The sequence below is a fragment of the Escherichia sp. WS3063 genome (assembly GCF_046486595.1).
Taxonomy (GTDB): domain Bacteria; phylum Pseudomonadota; class Gammaproteobacteria; order Enterobacterales; family Enterobacteriaceae; genus Escherichia; species Escherichia coli.
The window spans coordinates 118403-135987 of the sequence record NZ_JBJQKY010000002.1 but is presented as its reverse complement, the minus strand read 5'-3'; the positions used below and the strand labels follow the sequence as shown (position 1 = coordinate 135987).

Here is a 17585-nt window from a genome sequence, read left to right as displayed (position 1 = left end):
ATATGCCAGCCTGTTAATGCGATGATTTAGGGGTAAAGCGATAAAAACGATTTGGTTCGCTAACGATATAAATATTACCAGAGGCATCCATCGCAATCCCTTCGGCCTGTTTGATGTTATGCGACAAACCTCGACTACCTTTGGTTAGTGATATTTCACCGATAACCTCGCCAACCAGGGTTACTTCCTGGAGTGCGCGAGATTCATGAGACAGCACCAGAAGCGTATTTTTTTGCTGGTTAAATTCTGCGCCGGACACATCATCTAAAGTAAATTGCCGTTGTAGTGCCTCGTCTTTGCTGATGTGTAATTCATTGCTACTTAACAGCCCATTAACTTTGTAGACCTCAATCGGATTTTTCTCTTTAAAAAACCAGAAAGTGTGATCCTGGCGAGAATAAGCCAACCCTTCAAAACCGCAATTGGTTGGGGAGTCTTGCAGCGGGATTTTTATTTTTTTGAGGATTTTTACTTCCGAGTTTGGGGTCAGTGAAATCACATAAATGGCGTAATCGCGCTCATCGCTAATGACAAACTGATTATCGCCAATGTATTCGATCGTCTCGAGATCCTTAACAAAATCCAGAGGAATTGTGCGGATAAAATCACCATTGGTGGTCATTTCAACAATGGCGGCAGGTTTGTTGATAGTGCTAAAAAGAGTATTGCTTTGTGCCGACCAGGTCAGCGAAGAGATATTATTCGTTATGCCTGCAATTTCTTTGCCGTCAATGGTGGCGTGGTAATTCTGAAATGATGCTGCATGATTGCTTTTACGGGCGCAAGATTGCACGAAGAAAGTACACACTGCCACAATGGCAAAAAGAATCACAATAACGGAGATGCGTTTACTTAACGAAATACTTTTTGTCACGGTAATCCCTTTAAGGCAAATCAATAAGATATCGAGAAGTATACGTAGCGACCTTAATGAATCCTTAACGCGGAGAAACCCGGTAATGTGCAATGCAGCGCCAGACACCATCCTGCTGACAATAAATTGACTCAGTCAGCCCAGGGATCACCCATTGTATTTCCTCGCCGGGGGGACAGGTCAGCCAAATGCATAACCCGCAGCCGCCGCGTAAATCACGGGGAATATCGCTGACGCGAAAAGTCATGCCCGCTGCCTGCAACGCTTTGCGGGTTTGTATGACGCCGACTGTGGAGTGAAATAAAAATAAAAACTCTTTCATCGGCGTGTCCTCACTCGTTGACCAATTACCGCCGCGCCAATTGCGCCAGCAAATTGCGCATCAGGGGGGGTATTTACCGGCATTCCCAGGTGAGATTCCAGCATCCGGGCAAACGTCTGGCAATGACTAACGCCACCAGTAAACAGAATCGGCGCTTCACAGGAGAGACGAGCAATGAAATTGGCACTCCTCCGCGCCATCGCGTTAATCACTCCGGCGAGAATCGCTTCTGGCGCGACGCCCGCTGAGCGCAGGCTGATCACTTCTGATTCGGCAAACACTGTGCACATACTCGTGATGGCGTGCGGTCTGACATTTTCAGTAATGCTGTCGAGTTGCTCGACGCTGGTGCCAAGCGTGCGCGAGATCACCTCCAGGAAACGCCCGGTGCCCGCCGCGCATTTGTCATTCATCAGGAAATCGCACAGGTTACCGTCATCATCAAGCTGAATCACTTTGCTGTCCTGACCACCGATGTCGATTACTGCGCGCGTTGCTGGCGCAAGAAACCGTGCGCCCAGCCCGTGACAGGAGATTTCCGTCACCTGTTTATCGGCAAAATCCACCAGTTGCCGCCCGTAGCCGGTGAGCGTCAGAAACGGCGTTGTTTCTAACCCTTCGCGCAGAGTTTCCCAGGCTTCAGTAATTGCTGTTGCCGGGCGAAAGGGTGTTGGAACGAGGAAACGGCGCGTAATCACGCCGTCTGCCAGTAAGATCCCTTTGGTGGCGGTTGAGCCGGAATCAATGCCAATCGAATATGCCACTGCCACTCCTTACAGCATCTCAATAAAGGCCGCGACACGGGTGCTGAGCTGCCCGACATCTGAGGTGGAGTAGTCTGTTTCAATAGCGATATAAGGAATGTTGTGCTGCTGACGCACATGACGTTTAATCGCCAGCGATTCCACCGCGTAGGTATGGCACGCCTGCAAAATCACATCAACTACGCCATCGACCTGATATTCTTCAACCATCTGGCTGAGCATTTGCAGGCGCTGATCGTTCGGCGAAACACAGGAGCAGCCAATCGCCAGATATTTATCCGCCAGCGCGTCGTAGACATCGCCCGTTTCCGCCACGCATTGCTCGGTCGCTTTCGCCCCAGTGCAGTTTTCATAACCGACAACCCAGCCGCCATTCTCTTCAATCGCGCGCACCACTTTCTCTGCTGCGCCGCCAATTGGGCAGCCGGTGATTAAAATGCGTGGACGCGGGTCCAGTCGCTGGCCTTCTTCCCACTGCTGACGAACGCGGGCGGTCATTGCATCCAGTTCGTCAACCAACGCCTCTTTATCGAACCGGAAGGTTGCGCCGTAGACCACTTTCAGAATGTCGCTGCCGCTAAGCGCCGGAGGATTTAACTGCCCAAGATGATAAAAATTAGCCAGTGCGCGACGTTCGCGGTTTTTCAGCACAATGGCATCGCGCAGAGCATCTTCGCTAATCTCGTGTCCAAAACGTTCCTCTACCGCTTTTTGTAAGCGCAGCATCTCAGCTTTCCATAATGCACGCGAGGCATCGTCCTTAACGCTGTTGGGCAATTGCATCACATGCACGGGCTTAAACTCCGCCATGTATTCATACATTTTCTTTTTGCCGTCGCAGGTGGTTTCACCGACCACCAGATCCGAAAAGTAGAAGTAGGGGCATTTATCGGTTTTGCCAAAGCCGTAGCTGCTTTTAATCAGCGGGCAGAGGTTGCGCGGCAGATCTTTCTCCGCTTCTTCAATGGTTTCATCAGAGGTGGAACAGAGCGAAACCACAACCGCACCGGCTGCCATCGGGATCTCTTGCGGCATAAAGGTGCAGTAAGTGCCAACCAGCGGAATGCCGCGCTCCTTGAGATCCATGACGGTGAGAAAGCCTTTCTGGCGAGCTTCAGAGAACTGATCGAAAATAGCGGGTAGATCGGTGACAAGTGACATGATTTTCCTTCCCCGTACCACGGGAGATAATGAAAAGAGGCCACATTATTACCATTCTTTTAGTATGGTTTATTTGATCTCTCTCGCGGTTAGCCACTTAGTTTTTCATGGATTTCTAAAAATTGCCGAGGGGGAACAAGGCCGGGAGCTGCGACAGCAAATATAAAATCAGCCCAATACATCCGCCAACCAGCGTACCGTTAACACGAATAAACTGCAGATCTTTGCCGATATTTAACTCGATTTGCCGCGACATATCCCTGGCATCCCAGCTTTTTACCGTATCGCTGATGTGGCGCGTCAGGAATGCGGAAAACTCAGGCGCGACGCGGTGCGCGGCTTGTTCCAGGTGACCATTTAACGACGCCCGCAAGGCATCATCGGCAATTAACGTTTCGCCAAACCATTGACCCGCTCGTGCGATGCGTTCTTTCACACGAGAATCTTCACTGTTGATATCCGCTTTCAGCCATTCCCGCAAATCCCCCCACAATTCACTGAGATAGCGGTTAAAAGCTTCATCTTCTTTCAGATAGCTTTTTACGGCATCGGCTCGCGCTGCCATTTCAGGATCGTTTTTCAACTTGTCGATCAGGGCAAAAGTGGCGCGATCAAATGCATGGCGGATCTGATGCGCACGATCGCGACTAATATCATCAAGCAAAGAATTCACCGCGTCAGAAACTAACTCCGCGCTATGTTCGCCCAGCCATTCAGTGGGGAGAATTTTGGCTTTCAGTGGATGCTCACTCTCCAGCCAGCGAACAATCTGCTGGGCGATAAACTTGCGCGATTTATCGCGCTGGAGAAGGGCGATCAACTGTGCGATCAGCGTATCGAGCAGCACCTGATGACGATCGTTTTTGGTCATACTCTCCAGCATCAACGCACTGGTGCCAGAAAGATCAACCTTATCAATCGCCCGGTGGACCGCGCGCTTAAGCAGGCGCTGAATACGCGCATCATCGGTCAGTTCAAGAAAACCACTCATGATCTGCAACAGATGCTGACCAACGCGGCGGGCGTTTTCTGGCTGACTAAACCAGTTGCCAATCAACAACGCCGGTTCGTGACGTCGAATCAATGCCACCAGCGATTGGGTATCGAGAAATTTTTCCTGCACGAACTGACCGAGATTTTCGCCAATCCGGTCTTTATTACGCGGGATAATCGCCGTATGACGAGAAATGATCGGAATCGGCACGCGGCGAAATAGCGCCACCACCGCAAACCAGTCAGCCAGCGCGCCGACCATCGCCGCTTCAGCAATCGCCTTCACGCCGCTCACCCAAAAATTGGGCGGCAAAAACAGCGTAACGACAAAGGTAGCAGCGGCGATAAGCAGTAAAGAGAGCGCCAACATTTTGGCGCGTCTGAGTTCGATGAGTTTATTCATAACGTTAAGAATAGAGCCTGACGGCAGGATCGCGCAAAAATCACCGCTCCTCCGCCAGCTCGGCAGCCTGATGTTGGCGCACGCGATTAAGCAATCCGGCCAGGGTGAAAACGACGATAACGCCTGCCACAACGGCTAACAGATGAAACGGCAAGCGACCGCCGTTAAACCACAGCCAGCGGCCGATTTCGACCGAGACAGACATCACCATCAGGATCACCATATTCAGCGATGCGGAGACGGTCCCTTTCGGTAAGTTATTGGAAAACAGCGTAAAGCGGAATAAGGTCGGGAAGATCAAACCAATCCCGAAAGCATACAGACTGGTGCCGAGCACCGACCACAGCCAGACGTGTGGCGACAGCAGATTGCCGATAATCAACAGCGCGAGGCCGACCAGTTGAAGGGGTACGGCACGCCAGATAAACCGCGGTTCGGTCGGATCTTTAACGAAACGCGCCACGATGGCATTCGCGACAATCACCGCGCCGAATACCGGAACCTGCGTCCAGGCGAACTGCGAAGTTGTTAAGCCGCCCGCATCGATCAGGATCACCGGCGAGACAGCCACCCAGCTCATCATTGGGATATAGCTGAGGGCGATGGTTGCCGCGCCAAAGAGGAACAGCCGGTTGCAAAAGACATTGCGAAAATCGCGTAAGACGCTTTTGGCGCTAAACGGAACCGCGCCGCGCTTCACCGTCTCTGGCATCGCCAGCAGCAAGCCGACAAATGAGATAAAACCCATAACCGCAATGATGGCAAAAAGGACTTTCCAGTGCACAAAGTGCATCAGAGCTGCGCCGGAAAGCGGGCCAATAATCGGCGCAATCAGTACGATGGAGGTGATAATCGCCATCAACTTGATCCCTTTTGTCTGTCCGAACGCCTCCTGCACCGTGACATAACCAACGGTGGCAATAAAACAGATACTGGTGCCCTGAATTGCACGCGCGATAAGAAATTGTGTCATTGACGTGGTGAACATTGTCGCGGCGCAGGCAAGGGTAAAAATTAACGCCCCGGTAATCAGCACCGGCCTGCGGCCAATCCTGTCGGAAAGCGGCCCCAGCAGCCACTGCAATGCCATGCCTCCAGCGAGATAGAGACTGACGGCAGCAGGGGCCAGACTGACATCGGCATTAAAATCACGGACCACATTAATGATCCCTGGCTGGATCAGGTCCGTCGACAGATACGCAGCAAAGTCATACAAAATCAACGCCATCGGGAAAAACAGCGTGGCGGCATGGCGGGCAAAAAAACGTGGCATAACAAACAACTCCTTGTCCGGAGAATCCCAATGGGGAAAACGAAATTCAATACCGTCGGTAATGACGAAAGGCAGGCGAGACGGGCAAATGTACTGAATTTCATGTAATCAACCACACTGCCTGTGAACATACAGACAGAGAAATACCTTCTGACTCCAGGTCAGAATGTATAACGATTACAAATAGTCATCAGCACATTACACCTCTTGAATTGATGGGTTGCATAGAAAATATACACCTTAAGTGTAATTAAAATTTGCGGTTAATCAAAAGAGTGCGGTGGAAAGGGGAATATCTGCCGGGTACAGGAAATGTAAAATGCGAGCCTGTTTCCGGAAAAATGTATCGTTTGCAGAGGAACAAAAATAGCCTGGAAAGCACCTCGGGGAACGAGAAATTGCCGGGTGAGAATGGTTTTGTTAGTCGCTACAGTCGGGCCATCTTATCTACAGGTGACGGATCGCCATGACAAACTTCACGACCAGCACGCCGCATGACGCATTATTTAAATCTTTTCTCACCCACCCTGACACCGCGCGGGATTTTATGGAGATCCACTTACCCAAAGATTTACGTGAACTGTGCGATCTCGACAGCTTAAAACTGGAATACGCCAGCTTTGTCGATGAAAAATTGCGGGCGCTACATTCCGATATTCTGTGGTCGGTAAAGACCCGCGAAGGAGATGGCTATATTTATGTGGTGATTGAACATCAGAGCCGCGAGGATATCCATATGGCCTTTCGCCTGATGCGATATTCCATGGCGGTGATGCAGCGCCATATCGAGCATGATAAACGCCGGCCGCTACCGCTGGTCATCCCGATGCTGTTTTATCACGGTAGCCGTAGTCCTTACCCCTGGTCTTTGTGCTGGCTGGATGAATTTGCCGACCCGGCTACCGCACGGAAGCTTTATACCGCAGCGTTCCCGCTGGTGGATGTCACTGTCGTGCCAGACGACGAGATTGTGCAGCATCGCAGAGTCGCCCTGCTGGAGTTGATCCAAAAGCATATTCGCCAGCGCGATCTAATGGGGCTTATTGATCAACTGGCAGTATTACTGGTTACAGGGTGCGCTAATGACAGCCAGATAACCGCGCTGTTAAATTACATTTTACTGACTGGCGATGAAGCGCGTTTTAATGAGTTTATCAGCGAACTTATCCGTCGAATGCCACAACACAGGGAGCGAATAATGACGATTGCAGAGCGAATTCATAATGATGGATGGCTGTTGGGAAGGGAGAGGGGGAGGAAAGAAGGGAAAGAAGAAGGGGAAAAGAGCCTCCTCCGATTGTTGTTGCAGAATGGGGCGGATCCTGAATGGATACAACGATATACCGGACTTTCGGCAGAGCAAATGCAGGCATTAGATCAGCCCTTGCCTGAAAGCAAGCGCGATCCATGGATCGAGTACTAATCAGAGGCCGATGACAAACGCAAAGCTGCCTGATGTGCTACGCTTATCAGGTCTACATAACCCATTCAATATATTGAACTTTAAAAATTTTGTAGACCTGGTAAGGCGTTCACATGGCATCCGGCATGAACGAAGCGCAATTTGCCTAAGCCATACTGGAACGTGGAGATGACCCTGCAAAGATAAAACGAGTCACACGCTATTCGTGAGAGGAAATCAGGGGGCTCGCCACTATTTCGAATTCATTCCATTGCCCGATACACGGCTTCGCCAATTTGCTTCAGTGCTTCGCGATAGGTTTCGCTGAGCGGCAAAGCGCAGTTGATGCGCAGACAATTACGGTATTTGCCGGAAGCTGAGAAAATCGAGCCTGCCGCCACCTGGATTTTTATGCGGTATAGCTGCCGCGCAACGCAAACCATATCGACCTGTTCAGGCAATTCTATCCACAGTAAAAATCCGCCTTTCGGGCGCGTAATACAGATTTCGCAGGGAAAATATTCCCGTATCCAGCAGGTATAAAGCGCCAAATTGCGCTGATAGATCTGCCGCATCCGCCGGATATGGCGATGATAGTGACCTTCCAGCACAAACGTTGCCGCCGCCATTTGCGTGGACGGCACATTAAAGCTGCTGATGGCGTATTTCATATGCATCAGTTTATCGTGATAACGCCCCGGTGCGACCCAACCCACGCGCAGGCCTGGAGCAATACTTTTACTGAACGAGCTGCACAACAGCACTCGCCCGTCGATATCCCAGGAATGAATGGTCCGCGGGCGCGGATACTCCGTTGCCAGTTCGCCGTAGACATCATCTTCAAAAATCACAATATCATGACGCTGAGCGAGAGAGAGAACGGCCCGTTTGCGCGCGTCCGGCATAATAAATCCCAGCGGATTATTACAGTTTGGCACCAGAATGATGCCTTTAATCGGCCACTGCTCCAGCGCCAGTTCCAGCGCTTCAACGCTGATGCCTGTTTCTGGATCGGTGGGGATTTCAATCACTTTCACGCCCATGCCGCGCAGCATCTGCATCGAACCGTAATAACAGGGGGATTCGACCGCGACAATATCGCCCGGTTTACACACCGCCATTAACGCTAGCGACATCGAGTTATGGCAGCCGCTAGTAATGATGATGTCATCGGCGGTGACCACCGAGCCGCTGTCGAGCATCAGGCGGGCAATCTGCTCTCGCAACACTCGCTGACCGGCTAACAAGTCATAACCGAGAACGGTTTGCAGATTATGCTGCACCACCCGGCTTAGCTCCCGCCACAGCGGTTTCAGGCTGGGCGTTTCGACATCCGGCGTGCTTTTACTTAACGGAACAATGGAACTGTCGCTATGCGCCTCCAGCATATCCAGCACCTGATCCCACTGGGTAATTTCCACCGGGCGCTGCACCGGACGCGTCATCGGCGGTACTGGCGGCTGGGCTTTCCGTTGTGCGACAAAATAACCCGAACGCGGCTGCGGAGTGATGAGCTTCATCGTCTCCAGCGTCTGGTACGCCTGCTGCACGGTGCTGATACTGACGCCGTGCTCCTGACTCAAGCTGCGCACCGACGGCAATTTCTCCCCGTGACGATACAGCCCTTGCTCAATCCGCTCGGCAAGCAGAGTCGCCAGATGTTGATAACGCGTCATGCTGTATTCCTTATTTGGACCATACAGAGGGAAAAACCGGTACAGATGAGGCTAAAAAACCGGATGCAGATGCTGTTTTAACCTGTCTGTATGTTAAATAAAACTAATATTTGCATCTGTATTGTGAGCTGCCAGAAGGCGGATGATGAAGCCTCTGAAAGATGAGGAGGCAGCAGATGGAATTTCACGAAAACAAAGCTAAAGCACCGTTTATTGGACTTGTGCAACTCTGGCAGGCAGTGAGGCGTTGGCGGCGGCAAATGCAGGCCCGGCGGGTGTTACAGCAGATGAGTGATGAGCGGTTGAGGGATATTGGGTTACGCAGGGAAGATGTGGAGTGAGGGGGCAATTCCCCTTTCCGTATGGGGAAGGGGAGAGAAACTTAGCGTGGCGTTTTGCTACTAATCACCCCAATAAAATCCTGCACCTGCCTTTGTTTACGCGCCGACAGCTTGCACACCTGGCGCAGTGACTGCATCAGTTCGCTCTCTTCGGCGGCGGGTGGTTGGGCGGTGAGGACAATACAGCCTTCCATCACTTTGACATCTACCGCCGTGCCGGTAGCAAAACCGGCGGTTTCCAGCCACTGACCTTTCAGGGTGATGGCGGGAATACGGCTGTAATCCGGGTAGCGGCTCGCATAACTCACGGTTAATTGACGGTTATTTGCCGGGGAGACTTCTGCTTCGAACGGTTGTGCAATAGAATGCGTGTCAGTCATGATTACTATTCTCGTGAAATAGGGATTGTGATGAGCGGTGCGGGTGTGTTGGCGCACATTCGCACCGCGCTAAATACCTGGATATATCATCAGTAAATACAGGGAAAGTCCAGCTAAAAATAGAAAATAATAAAAGCGTTACTGGAAAGATCTGGAAGAGAAATTAACGTTAATTCAGAATGGCCGGATAACAAAGTGTATCCGGCCTTCATAATTAATTTAAAGCACTCATATGATGTTCTTTAAAATTCTCTGCCTGTGCCAGCACACCCATATAAACATCATCATTCGCTACTGGCGGGAACTTATGCTTGTGTAGAAGCAGAATAAGTTCAACTTTCAGTTTCGCTTTAATATCATCGCGTTTACTCCAGTCAGGATATTTCGATGTGTTGTCAACAACGCTTTTCATCTCTTTTGCCAGTGACAGCATTTTTTCATCGTCATAGGTGAACTGATATTTATCGCGCATATGAGCAAGAATGTCGAAAAAGGCTTTTTCTTCAATATCAATGCCTAAATCGGCCCAGGTGCCCATTTCGGTTTTAATATCATAGATAATATCAATCATTTCCTGACTGAATGTATCGAATTCTTCACCGTTGAGTACATCATCTTCTCGCCGCTCATTATAACGATCTATAATCGCCTGGAAGCGGCGGGTGAAGTTAATCCCTTGCAACTGGTTCACTTTCCTGAACTCGCTGATCGCTTTTTCCAGTAATTTTTGTAATAACAGGATCTTCGTTGCTGGAAGTTTGATCTTGTTAATTCGCGCCAGATAATCTTCGTCAAAAATATCGATAGATTCCGCTTTTTTGTCGCCAGAAAAATAAATTTCTTCCATCCCATCAGCTTTTAACGCTTCGGCAATCATTTTTTGCGGCGTGCTTCAAACTTATCGCTGATGAGTTTCTGGAGCACGAGGCTTAACACCACGTGCTTGTATTCGGAGGACTCAACGCTACCACGAAATTGGTTTGTGGTATCACATAATGTTTCTTCAGAGCTTTTCTTTGCTTTGGCTTTTTTAGTTGGTGCTTTGACCACGATGAACTCCGTATTGTAATGGTAGAGGCGGCAGATTTCGCCCTTTAATCCATCTCCAGCTCATCAAACAACTGCAAATCCACATCCAGCAATTCCACTGCATTGCTGCGGCGAATGCCGACGTTATTTTCGATTAACAGTTCCAGTAAACGATCGCCGTCGATAAGCGTAATGGGCGCGGCACCCGGAAAGAGCGCCGCTTCTGCACATTTCGCCGCAAATTTCCCGGTGGTGATGAGCGTACCGCGAATGGCTTTGTGGTAAGGCAACGCCCCGCGCAACTGGTCGATATACGGGCGAGTGATAGTGTTCTGCATTCTTTTGACCTGCACCACTTCGGTAATAGTGGTGATGCCGACCTGCACCTGACCAATCACGTCCACACCTTTGTCGCCTGAGGCTTTGGTCACTTCGACCTGCTCGTAGCCCATTGCTTCCAGTAATTGACCAACCAGTTGCTCAAATTTGTACGGGTTCATCGTGCTGATTTGTTCGCGCAGCAGCTCTTTTTGCTGTTCGTTATAGCGTTTTACCGCTTCCAACAGCTCTTTACGCGGATCGCTTTTTCGTGCTGGCAACGCTTTTCCAAGCCAGGCGCGCCCGGTATCGGTGATGCGATAGCTCATGCCTTCACGGTTAACCATGTCACGGTCGATAAGGTTATAGAGACGGGAGTAGAGCGTGCTTTTCACTGAACTTGCTGACGCGAATTTCGAATGCTGATGCAAAAAGGCCTGCCATTCCGGCAATAAATCGGCGCGGCGCGACATTTCCCGGCCAGCCAGCAGCTCAAGCAGTTGCAGAATGCCTTCCTGGTCGTCCAGTGAACGCAGCGTTTTTTCGTCATCTTGCAGGAATTTTTGCCCGCGCGAGGTGGGCTGCCAGATATCATCTGGTGTGCTTTCCATCAGCTCAAACTGGGGATAGTTGAGGAATAAGTAGCAGCCGTAGCTGTGGCGCGGGTTCAAGATGTGATTATCGGTATCCCAAATACGACGGGCGATGTCGGCATCTTCACCCGTTAAGCGCTCGCTGATCCACAGGTCGGGTTCTGACCAGTCAACGGGTTTTTGCGGCGTACCGGTTTGCTCGTGAATGGCAGTAATCATATTGCGCACCGCTTTCAGGGAATAGCCTGAGACGGCTTTCATCATAGCCTTAACTTGCGCATAGGTAGGAAAAAGCGGGGTAATGACTTTGTAGTTTTTCACGGTAATCCCTTAACGACAGCGAGGTGTTTAGTGTGCCATGTCAGGCGAGAAATTCTATTGGATGAATCAAGTCCAACTCACTCATTGTCAATTTCATGGTTGATTATCCAAAACGTGATGCTATTTCCAACATCAACGCTATAATTGCAGAATAATTGTAGATACATTTTTGTATATACAATTAGGGATGGCAACTATGCCAATGGAGTTTGAATGGGATGCAAACAAGGCCAAAAGTAATCGGGTGAAACATGGCATCCGCTTTGAAGATGCGGTGTTAGTGTTTGATGATCCACAACATTTGTCACAGCAAGAACGCATAGAAAACGGTGAGTATCGCTGGCAGACAATCGGCCTGGTTTACGGCATCGTGGTTATTCTGGTTGCGCATACCATCCGTTTCGAAAGCGGAAATGAAATTATTCGAATCATCAGTGCACGAAAAGCAGATCGTAAAGAGAGGAATCGCTATGAGCATGGTTAAACATAAACGAGGGACCTCCTCTACACTCGATGTGCAGCATGAGGCCGAACTGAAGGCGCTGGCGAATAAATCCGACGAAGATATTGATTACAGTGATATCCCACCTTCCAGCGATGAGCAATGGTCTAACGCAGAACGCGGTAAGTTTTATCGGCCATTGAAAACTCAGGCCTCGGTGCGTATTGATTCTGATGTGATGGAATGGTTGAAGCGACCAGGTAAAGGCTATCAAACTCGCCTGAACGCAATTTTACGTGAAGCGATGCTGCGCGATCAGAACAAAAAATAATTCAGGCCGCCACATGGCGGCCATCATCCAAAATTACTTCCTCAACCCCGCAAACGCCGCCCGAATCTCATCCTCCGGCAGCTGAATCCCGATAAACACCATTGTGCTATGCGGTGTTTCATCGCCCCACGGGCGGTCCCAGTCGGCGCTGTAGAGGCGTTGGACGCCCTGGAACAGCAGGCGATTAGGTTCGCCGTCAATCCATAGCATCCCTTTGTAACGCAGTAGTTTATCCGCCGACTCCAGCAGCAGGTTTTCCATCACGCGGGAAACTTCGCTGATATCTACCGGGTAATCCAGTTCCACCACAATCGACGAAATATCGTTTTGTTTGTCCGCGATAAAGTGGAAACGCGGTTTGGTGCTGACGACGTTCTCTTCCAGCATAAAACCGTTGGTGTTGAACAGCAGGCCCAGGTCGATGTCGCCGTGGGTGACGGTGTAGATCGGTGCACGGGCGTTGATGCGCGCCAGGCGTTCACGCAGTTTTTCTGCTTCGCCTGCGACGTCGGTTTTAGTCAGCAGAATACGGTCGGCGTAGCCAACCTGTGACTGGGCGATGGTGAACTGGTTCATCTGCTCATCGGCATGTACCGCATCCACCAGCGCAATCACGCCGTCCAGCAGGTAGCGCTGGCATAAAATCTCATGGGAGAAAAAGGTCTGAATAATCGGGCCGGGATCGGCCATGCCGGTGCATTCAATGACCAGACGGTCGAACTGAATATTGCCCTTGTCGAGATTATCCAGCAGGTCGAGTAGTGCGTCTTCCAGCTCGTTGGAGCGCGAACAGCAGATGCAGCCGTTGGTCAGCGTTTTGATCTGCGTGGCGCGGTCGCCAATCAGTTGATCATCAACGGAGACTTCGCCGAATTCGTTTTCAATCACGGCAATCTTGTAGCCGTGCTGTTCGTTAAGAATATGGCGCAGCAGGGTAGTTTTGCCCGCGCCTAAAAAACCGGTGAGTAGGGTAACTGCAATCGGGTTCATGCTCTCTCCGTTAACAACAGCGCATACCGCCTTTACCATCGCCGCCGTAGCGTGCGTTCTGGCGTTCGCGGAAGAATTCTTCATAGCTCATGTACGGCTTGTCGGGATGGTTGGTCTTCATATGCTCGACGTAGTTGTCGTAGTCTGGAATGCCAATCAACATCTTCGCCGCCTGGCCGAGATATTTTTTTGCCTGTCCTAAGTTACCAAACATAGTTCACTCTGATAAGAACAAAGCCCCGCCGAAGCGGGGCTAAACACGGTTAGTGGTGCGAAGAGATCTTCACGCCGCCTTCCGGGATTGGAACGTACGGAGTTTCTTTGTCAGTACGTTTGTCGCTGTTACGCACCTTCAGCCAGGTTTTGAAACCGTAGAAGATGATGCTGTACACCACAATCAGGAACAGAATACTCAGACCTGCGTTGGTGTAGTTGTTCACAACGATGTGGTTCATGTTGGCAATCTGCTGTGCCGTCAGGTCAGTACCGTTAGCAATCTTCTCTTTGTACTGGCTTGCCATGTAGAAGAAGCCTTCCATCTGCGGGTTGGTGCTGAACAGTTTCAGGCCCAGCGCCCAGGTGGTGCAGATAAGCAGCCATACAGCCGGAACAACAGTTACCCAGATGTATTGGGTGCGCTTCATCTTAATCAGCACAACGGTGCCCAGTACCAGCGCTACGGCTGCCAGCATCTGGTTGGAGATACCGAACAGCGGCCACAGGCTCTTAACGCCGCCCAGCGGATCGACCACGCCCTGATACAGCAGGTAGCCCCACAGACCCACACAGCCCGCAGTACCGATGATACCGGCAACCAGAGAGTCGGTTTTTTTCAGGAACGGGATGAAGTTACCCAGCAGGTCTTGAAGCATAAAGCGACCAGAACGGGTACCCGCATCCAGCGCGGTCAGGATGAACAGGGCTTCGAACAGAATACCGAAGTGATACCAGAAGCCCATGTCAGCCATCGGCAGCACTTTGTGGAACACGTGAGCGATACCTACCGCCAGCGTCGGCGCACCACCTGCACGGTTCAGGACAGAAGGCTCACCAATGTCTTTCGCGGTTTGCAGGATCTGCTCTGGCGAAATCACGAAGCCCCAGGAGCTGACGGTCGCTGCCGCGTGTGCGGTAACGTCTTTCAGCTGCGCCATGATGATCGGCGCGTTCTCGCCACCCATTTCATGCAGGTTAGGCATGGTGATGCCAAGGCCAGCAGGCGGGGTGTTCATCGCGAAGTAAAGACCCGGTTCGATGATGGACGCAGCAACCAGCGCCATAATCGCCACGAAGGATTCCATCAGCATTGCGCCGTAGCCGATGAAACGCGCGTCGGTTTCGTTAGCCAGCAGTTTCGGCGTCGTACCGGAAGAGATCAGCGCGTGGAAGCCAGATACCGCACCACAGGCGATGGTGATGAACAGGAACGGGAACAGAGCGCCTTTCCACAGCGGGCCAGTACCGTCAATGTACTGGGTCATCGCAGGCATTTTCAGTTCCGGGTTCAACACCACGATACCCAGCGCCAGGCCGACGATAACGCCGATTTTCAGGAAGGTTGCCAGATAGTCGCGCGGTGCGAGGATCAGCCACACTGGCAGCAGTGCGGAAACAAACGCATAGCCAATCAGCGCGAAGGTAATGGTGGTGTCTTTAAAGGTCAGTGCCGGACCCCAGTACGGATCGTGAGCAATCACGCCACCGAAGTAGATAGAGGCAACCAGCAGCACGATACCAATGACAGAGACTTCACCCACACGCCCCGGACGAATAAAGCGCATGTAGATACCCATAAACAGCGCAATCGGTACGGTTGAGCAAACGGTGAAGACACCCCACGGACTTTCGGCCAGGGCTTTAACCACAATCAGCGCCAGGACGGCAAGGATGATGATCATGATTAAGAAACAGCCAAACAGCGCGATAGTCCCCGGTACTGGTCCCATCTCTTCTTTGATCATCTCACCGAGAGATGCGCCGTTACGGCGAGAGGAGATAAACAGCACCATAAAGTCCTGTACCGCACCGGCCAGCACTACCCCCGCCAGCAGCCACAGCGTGCCAGGCAGGTAGCCCATCTGCGCGGCGAGAACCGGACCAACCAGCGGACCAGCACCGGCGATAGCGGCGAAGTGGTGACCAAACAACACGTAACGGTTGGTCGGAACATAGTTCAGACCGTCGTTGTTAATAACCGCAGGCGTCGCGCGCGTGGGGTCGAGTTTCATCACCTTCTGGGCGATGTACAGACTGTAGTAGCGATAAGCCACCAGATACACCGACACAGAGGCGACCACGATCCACAGGGCACTGACGTGCTCCCCCCGACGTAATGCAACTACCGCGAGGCAGAATGCACCGATGATTCCGAGAATCACCCAGGGTATGTGCTTGAATATCTTTTTAGTATCCATAGTAAAACCTGGCATGTATTGATTAATAGTTGGCCGAAGCCGTTCTAGGTTTGCGTTGCGTTTGAGGAGGTAAATTGACCGCTATCCTGCAGTGATGTTGCCAGAGTTACGCGCGCGTAAAGTAAGGTAAATAACTGAGTGGTTATTTTAGGGATGTAAGCGGTCAGGAATGGCGGTGAGCGGTTGGGCAAGAATTATTCGTCGGGTGGATATGTGATTGAGATCACAATAAAAATGCCCCTTCGATAATTAACCGAAGGGGCGTTCTTAGAAGAGAGTGTCTAATTCTGCCAGTACGTTGTAGTCGTCATCAGTCAATAACAACGTTTTCCATTTGTCGAAGGTCAGGCACGGATGCGATGTGCCAAACACCAGAATATCCCCCACTTGCACGTCGCTATTAGCTGACAGTTGCAACATGCAGTGCTGATCCATAATACCTGTACTGCGAATCGCCTGTGGATCAAATGCCAGTGATTTGCCGTTGCGGTAGTGGGCGACTGGTTGCGGCAGTCCGGCGTCGAAGGCGCAATCACGCTTACCAAAATTTACCACCGCACGATCAGCTTCCGGCACCGATTGCACCATGGCGACCAGTTCCAGCGCAGATGTGAGATCGCCTGCCAGATCGCAGGCCACAGGATCACGGGCAAGCAACTGTTGTTGTGCCGCGTCGTAGATCCCGGTGTCGTGAGTGATGTAGCAGCCAGGGCGAATAACAATGCGGCAGTTATCAGGCTTTTCTGCCGCCAGCCAGATATTGCACACCACGTCATACCAGACCGTGCCTGCTCCGGTGAGAATAAACTCGCCATCAACCAGACTTGCCATATCACAGGCCAGTTGTGCGGCATCCCGCAGCAGAGCTTCTACCTGCGGTTGTGGAGCGTCACCGTGTAAAACGCCTTCATATAACTCAAGCCCCCGCAGGCGTAACCCCGGTAATTGGGCTGCCTGTTTAGCCAGTGTCAGTGCGGCATCCCTTGAGCGGCAACCACAGCGCCCGCCGGGGACACCCAACTCAATCATCACGTTCAGTGTCTGTTGCTGACTGGCAAAAAAGGCAGACAAAGCGCGGGCGTTCTCAATGCTGTCGATACAGCAGATAAAATCGACCGTCGGGTAATGTCGTTGCAACTGGGCAATCAACTGCATATTCGCCTTGCCGACCAGCTGGTTAACCATCAGCACTCGCTGAATACCGCTCGCCATTGCCGCACCAGCCTGCCATGCGCTACCGACACCTATTGCCCAGGCACCAGCCGCCTGCTGCGCCTGAAAAATCCACGGCGTCATGGTGGTTTTACCGTGCGGTGCCAGTGAAACGCCGCGCGCGTCAGCGTAGCGTTGCATCCACGTAATGTTGTTCTCCAGGGCCTGCTTTTTAATGATCGCGGCAGGTAAACAGACATCTTCGGCAAGGAGATTTGCGGGCATTTGCATCAGGGCAGATTTATGGGGAACCAGAGGTTCTGAGTGGTATTTCATAACATTTACCTTTTAAGTTTTTCACCGTATCGGATGTGAGTATCATTTGTAACTAAATGAAATATAAATA

The 17585-nt window shown here is 51.3% G+C and carries 17 protein-coding genes and 2 pseudogenes; 4 read left to right on the top strand and 15 right to left on the bottom strand.

Annotated features, from left to right (window positions below):
• Positions 1–13 precede the first annotated feature (13 nt).
• From ACJHYW_RS02605 to mdtM, 6 genes are all read right to left on the bottom strand, one after another.
• On the bottom strand, positions 14–874 hold the full coding sequence (locus ACJHYW_RS02605) for an SdiA-regulated domain-containing protein (RefSeq protein WP_001298932.1): 861 nt from the start codon (positions 872–874) through the stop codon (positions 14–16).
• Positions 875–938: 64 nt separating this feature from the next.
• Positions 939–1196 carry a DUF3343 domain-containing protein gene (locus tag ACJHYW_RS02600; RefSeq protein ID WP_000657676.1) on the bottom strand — a complete coding sequence of 86 codons (258 nt, stop codon included), beginning with the start codon at positions 1194–1196 and terminating at the stop codon, positions 939–941.
• A complete protein-coding gene (gene yjiL / locus ACJHYW_RS02595; protein WP_061092955.1) occupies positions 1193–1960 on the bottom strand; it encodes a putative 2-hydroxyacyl-CoA dehydratase activator YjiL in 768 nt (255 codons plus the stop codon). Before yjiL ends, ACJHYW_RS02600 begins: the two co-directional genes overlap by 4 nt.
• 9 nt (positions 1961–1969) lie before the next feature.
• Positions 1970–3121, bottom strand: coding sequence for a double-cubane-cluster-containing anaerobic reductase (locus ACJHYW_RS02590; protein WP_001361364.1), 1152 nt, complete (start codon positions 3119–3121; stop codon positions 1970–1972).
• 115 nt (positions 3122–3236) lie between these two features.
• Complete coding sequence (locus ACJHYW_RS02585; protein ID WP_001037376.1) at positions 3237–4517, bottom strand: DUF445 domain-containing protein; 1281 nt, start codon at positions 4515–4517, stop codon at positions 3237–3239.
• A gap of 40 nt (positions 4518–4557) precedes the next feature.
• Positions 4558–5790, bottom strand: coding sequence for a multidrug efflux MFS transporter MdtM (gene mdtM / locus ACJHYW_RS02580; protein ID WP_001137008.1), 1233 nt, complete (start codon positions 5788–5790; stop codon positions 4558–4560).
• Positions 5791–6256: 466 nt separating this feature from the next.
• Between mdtM and ACJHYW_RS02575 the strand changes: the two genes are divergently transcribed.
• On the top strand, positions 6257–7213 hold the full coding sequence (locus tag ACJHYW_RS02575; RefSeq protein WP_000181180.1) for an Rpn family recombination-promoting nuclease/putative transposase: 957 nt from the start codon (positions 6257–6259) through the stop codon (positions 7211–7213).
• A 242-nt stretch (positions 7214–7455) separates the two neighbouring features.
• On the opposite strand, the gene ACJHYW_RS02570 is transcribed toward ACJHYW_RS02575, so the two are convergent.
• Positions 7456–8868, bottom strand: a complete 1413-nt coding sequence (locus ACJHYW_RS02570) for a PLP-dependent aminotransferase family protein (RefSeq protein WP_000199309.1) — start codon at positions 8866–8868, stop codon at positions 7456–7458.
• A 176-nt stretch (positions 8869–9044) separates the two neighbouring features.
• Here ACJHYW_RS02570 and ACJHYW_RS02565 point away from each other — a divergent pair, with 176 nt between their 5' ends.
• Complete coding sequence (locus ACJHYW_RS02565; RefSeq protein ID WP_000394263.1) at positions 9045–9209, top strand: DUF1127 domain-containing protein; 165 nt, start codon at positions 9045–9047, stop codon at positions 9207–9209.
• Positions 9210–9250: 41 nt separating this feature from the next.
• Here the strand turns inward: ACJHYW_RS02565 and symE are convergent, their stop codons facing one another.
• From symE to ACJHYW_RS02545, 4 genes and pseudogenes are all read right to left on the bottom strand, one after another.
• A complete protein-coding gene (gene symE / locus ACJHYW_RS02560) occupies positions 9251–9589 on the bottom strand; it encodes an endoribonuclease SymE (protein WP_000132633.1) in 339 nt (112 codons plus the stop codon).
• A gap of 214 nt (positions 9590–9803) precedes the next feature.
• Positions 9804–10472 (bottom strand): annotated as a pseudogene (locus ACJHYW_RS02555) (type I restriction enzyme endonuclease domain-containing protein); the annotation flags it as partial.
• Positions 10466–10639: pseudogene (locus tag ACJHYW_RS02550) on the bottom strand (type I restriction-modification system subunit M N-terminal domain-containing protein); the annotation flags it as partial. The pseudogenes ACJHYW_RS02555 and ACJHYW_RS02550, both read right to left, overlap by 7 nt.
• Before the next feature lie 44 nt (positions 10640–10683).
• A complete protein-coding gene (locus tag ACJHYW_RS02545) occupies positions 10684–11850 on the bottom strand; it encodes a restriction endonuclease (RefSeq protein WP_000800823.1) in 1167 nt (388 codons plus the stop codon).
• Between the two features lie 196 nt (positions 11851–12046).
• Between ACJHYW_RS02545 and ACJHYW_RS02540 the strand changes: the two genes are divergently transcribed.
• Together ACJHYW_RS02540 and ACJHYW_RS02535 are read left to right on the top strand one after the other, a co-directional pair.
• Positions 12047–12334 carry a BrnT family toxin gene (locus ACJHYW_RS02540; protein ID WP_001131965.1) on the top strand — a complete coding sequence of 96 codons (288 nt, stop codon included), beginning with the start codon at positions 12047–12049 and terminating at the stop codon, positions 12332–12334.
• Positions 12321–12623 carry a BrnA antitoxin family protein gene (locus tag ACJHYW_RS02535; RefSeq protein ID WP_000063158.1) on the top strand — a complete coding sequence of 101 codons (303 nt, stop codon included), beginning with the start codon at positions 12321–12323 and terminating at the stop codon, positions 12621–12623. Before ACJHYW_RS02540 ends, ACJHYW_RS02535 begins: the two co-directional genes overlap by 14 nt.
• Before the next feature lie 33 nt (positions 12624–12656).
• Here the strand turns inward: ACJHYW_RS02535 and yjiA are convergent, their stop codons facing one another.
• The 4 genes from yjiA to ACJHYW_RS02515 all read right to left on the bottom strand — a co-directional run bounded on the left by yjiA (position 12657) and on the right by ACJHYW_RS02515 (position 17515).
• On the bottom strand, positions 12657–13613 hold the full coding sequence (gene yjiA, locus ACJHYW_RS02530) for a GTPase (protein ID WP_001361361.1): 957 nt from the start codon (positions 13611–13613) through the stop codon (positions 12657–12659).
• Positions 13614–13623: 10 nt separating this feature from the next.
• Positions 13624–13827: a YbdD/YjiX family protein gene (locus ACJHYW_RS02525; RefSeq protein WP_000467859.1), complete on the bottom strand. Its 204-nt coding sequence runs from the start codon at positions 13825–13827 to the stop codon at positions 13624–13626.
• Between the two features lie 49 nt (positions 13828–13876).
• Positions 13877–16027, bottom strand: coding sequence for a pyruvate/proton symporter BtsT (gene btsT, locus ACJHYW_RS02520; protein ID WP_001314407.1), 2151 nt, complete (start codon positions 16025–16027; stop codon positions 13877–13879).
• A 267-nt stretch (positions 16028–16294) separates the two neighbouring features.
• The gene (locus tag ACJHYW_RS02515; protein ID WP_000873756.1) at positions 16295–17515 is read right to left on the bottom strand and encodes an amino acid deaminase; all 1221 of its coding nucleotides are present in this window, start codon (positions 17513–17515) and stop codon (positions 16295–16297) included.
• Positions 17516–17585 lie beyond the last annotated feature (70 nt).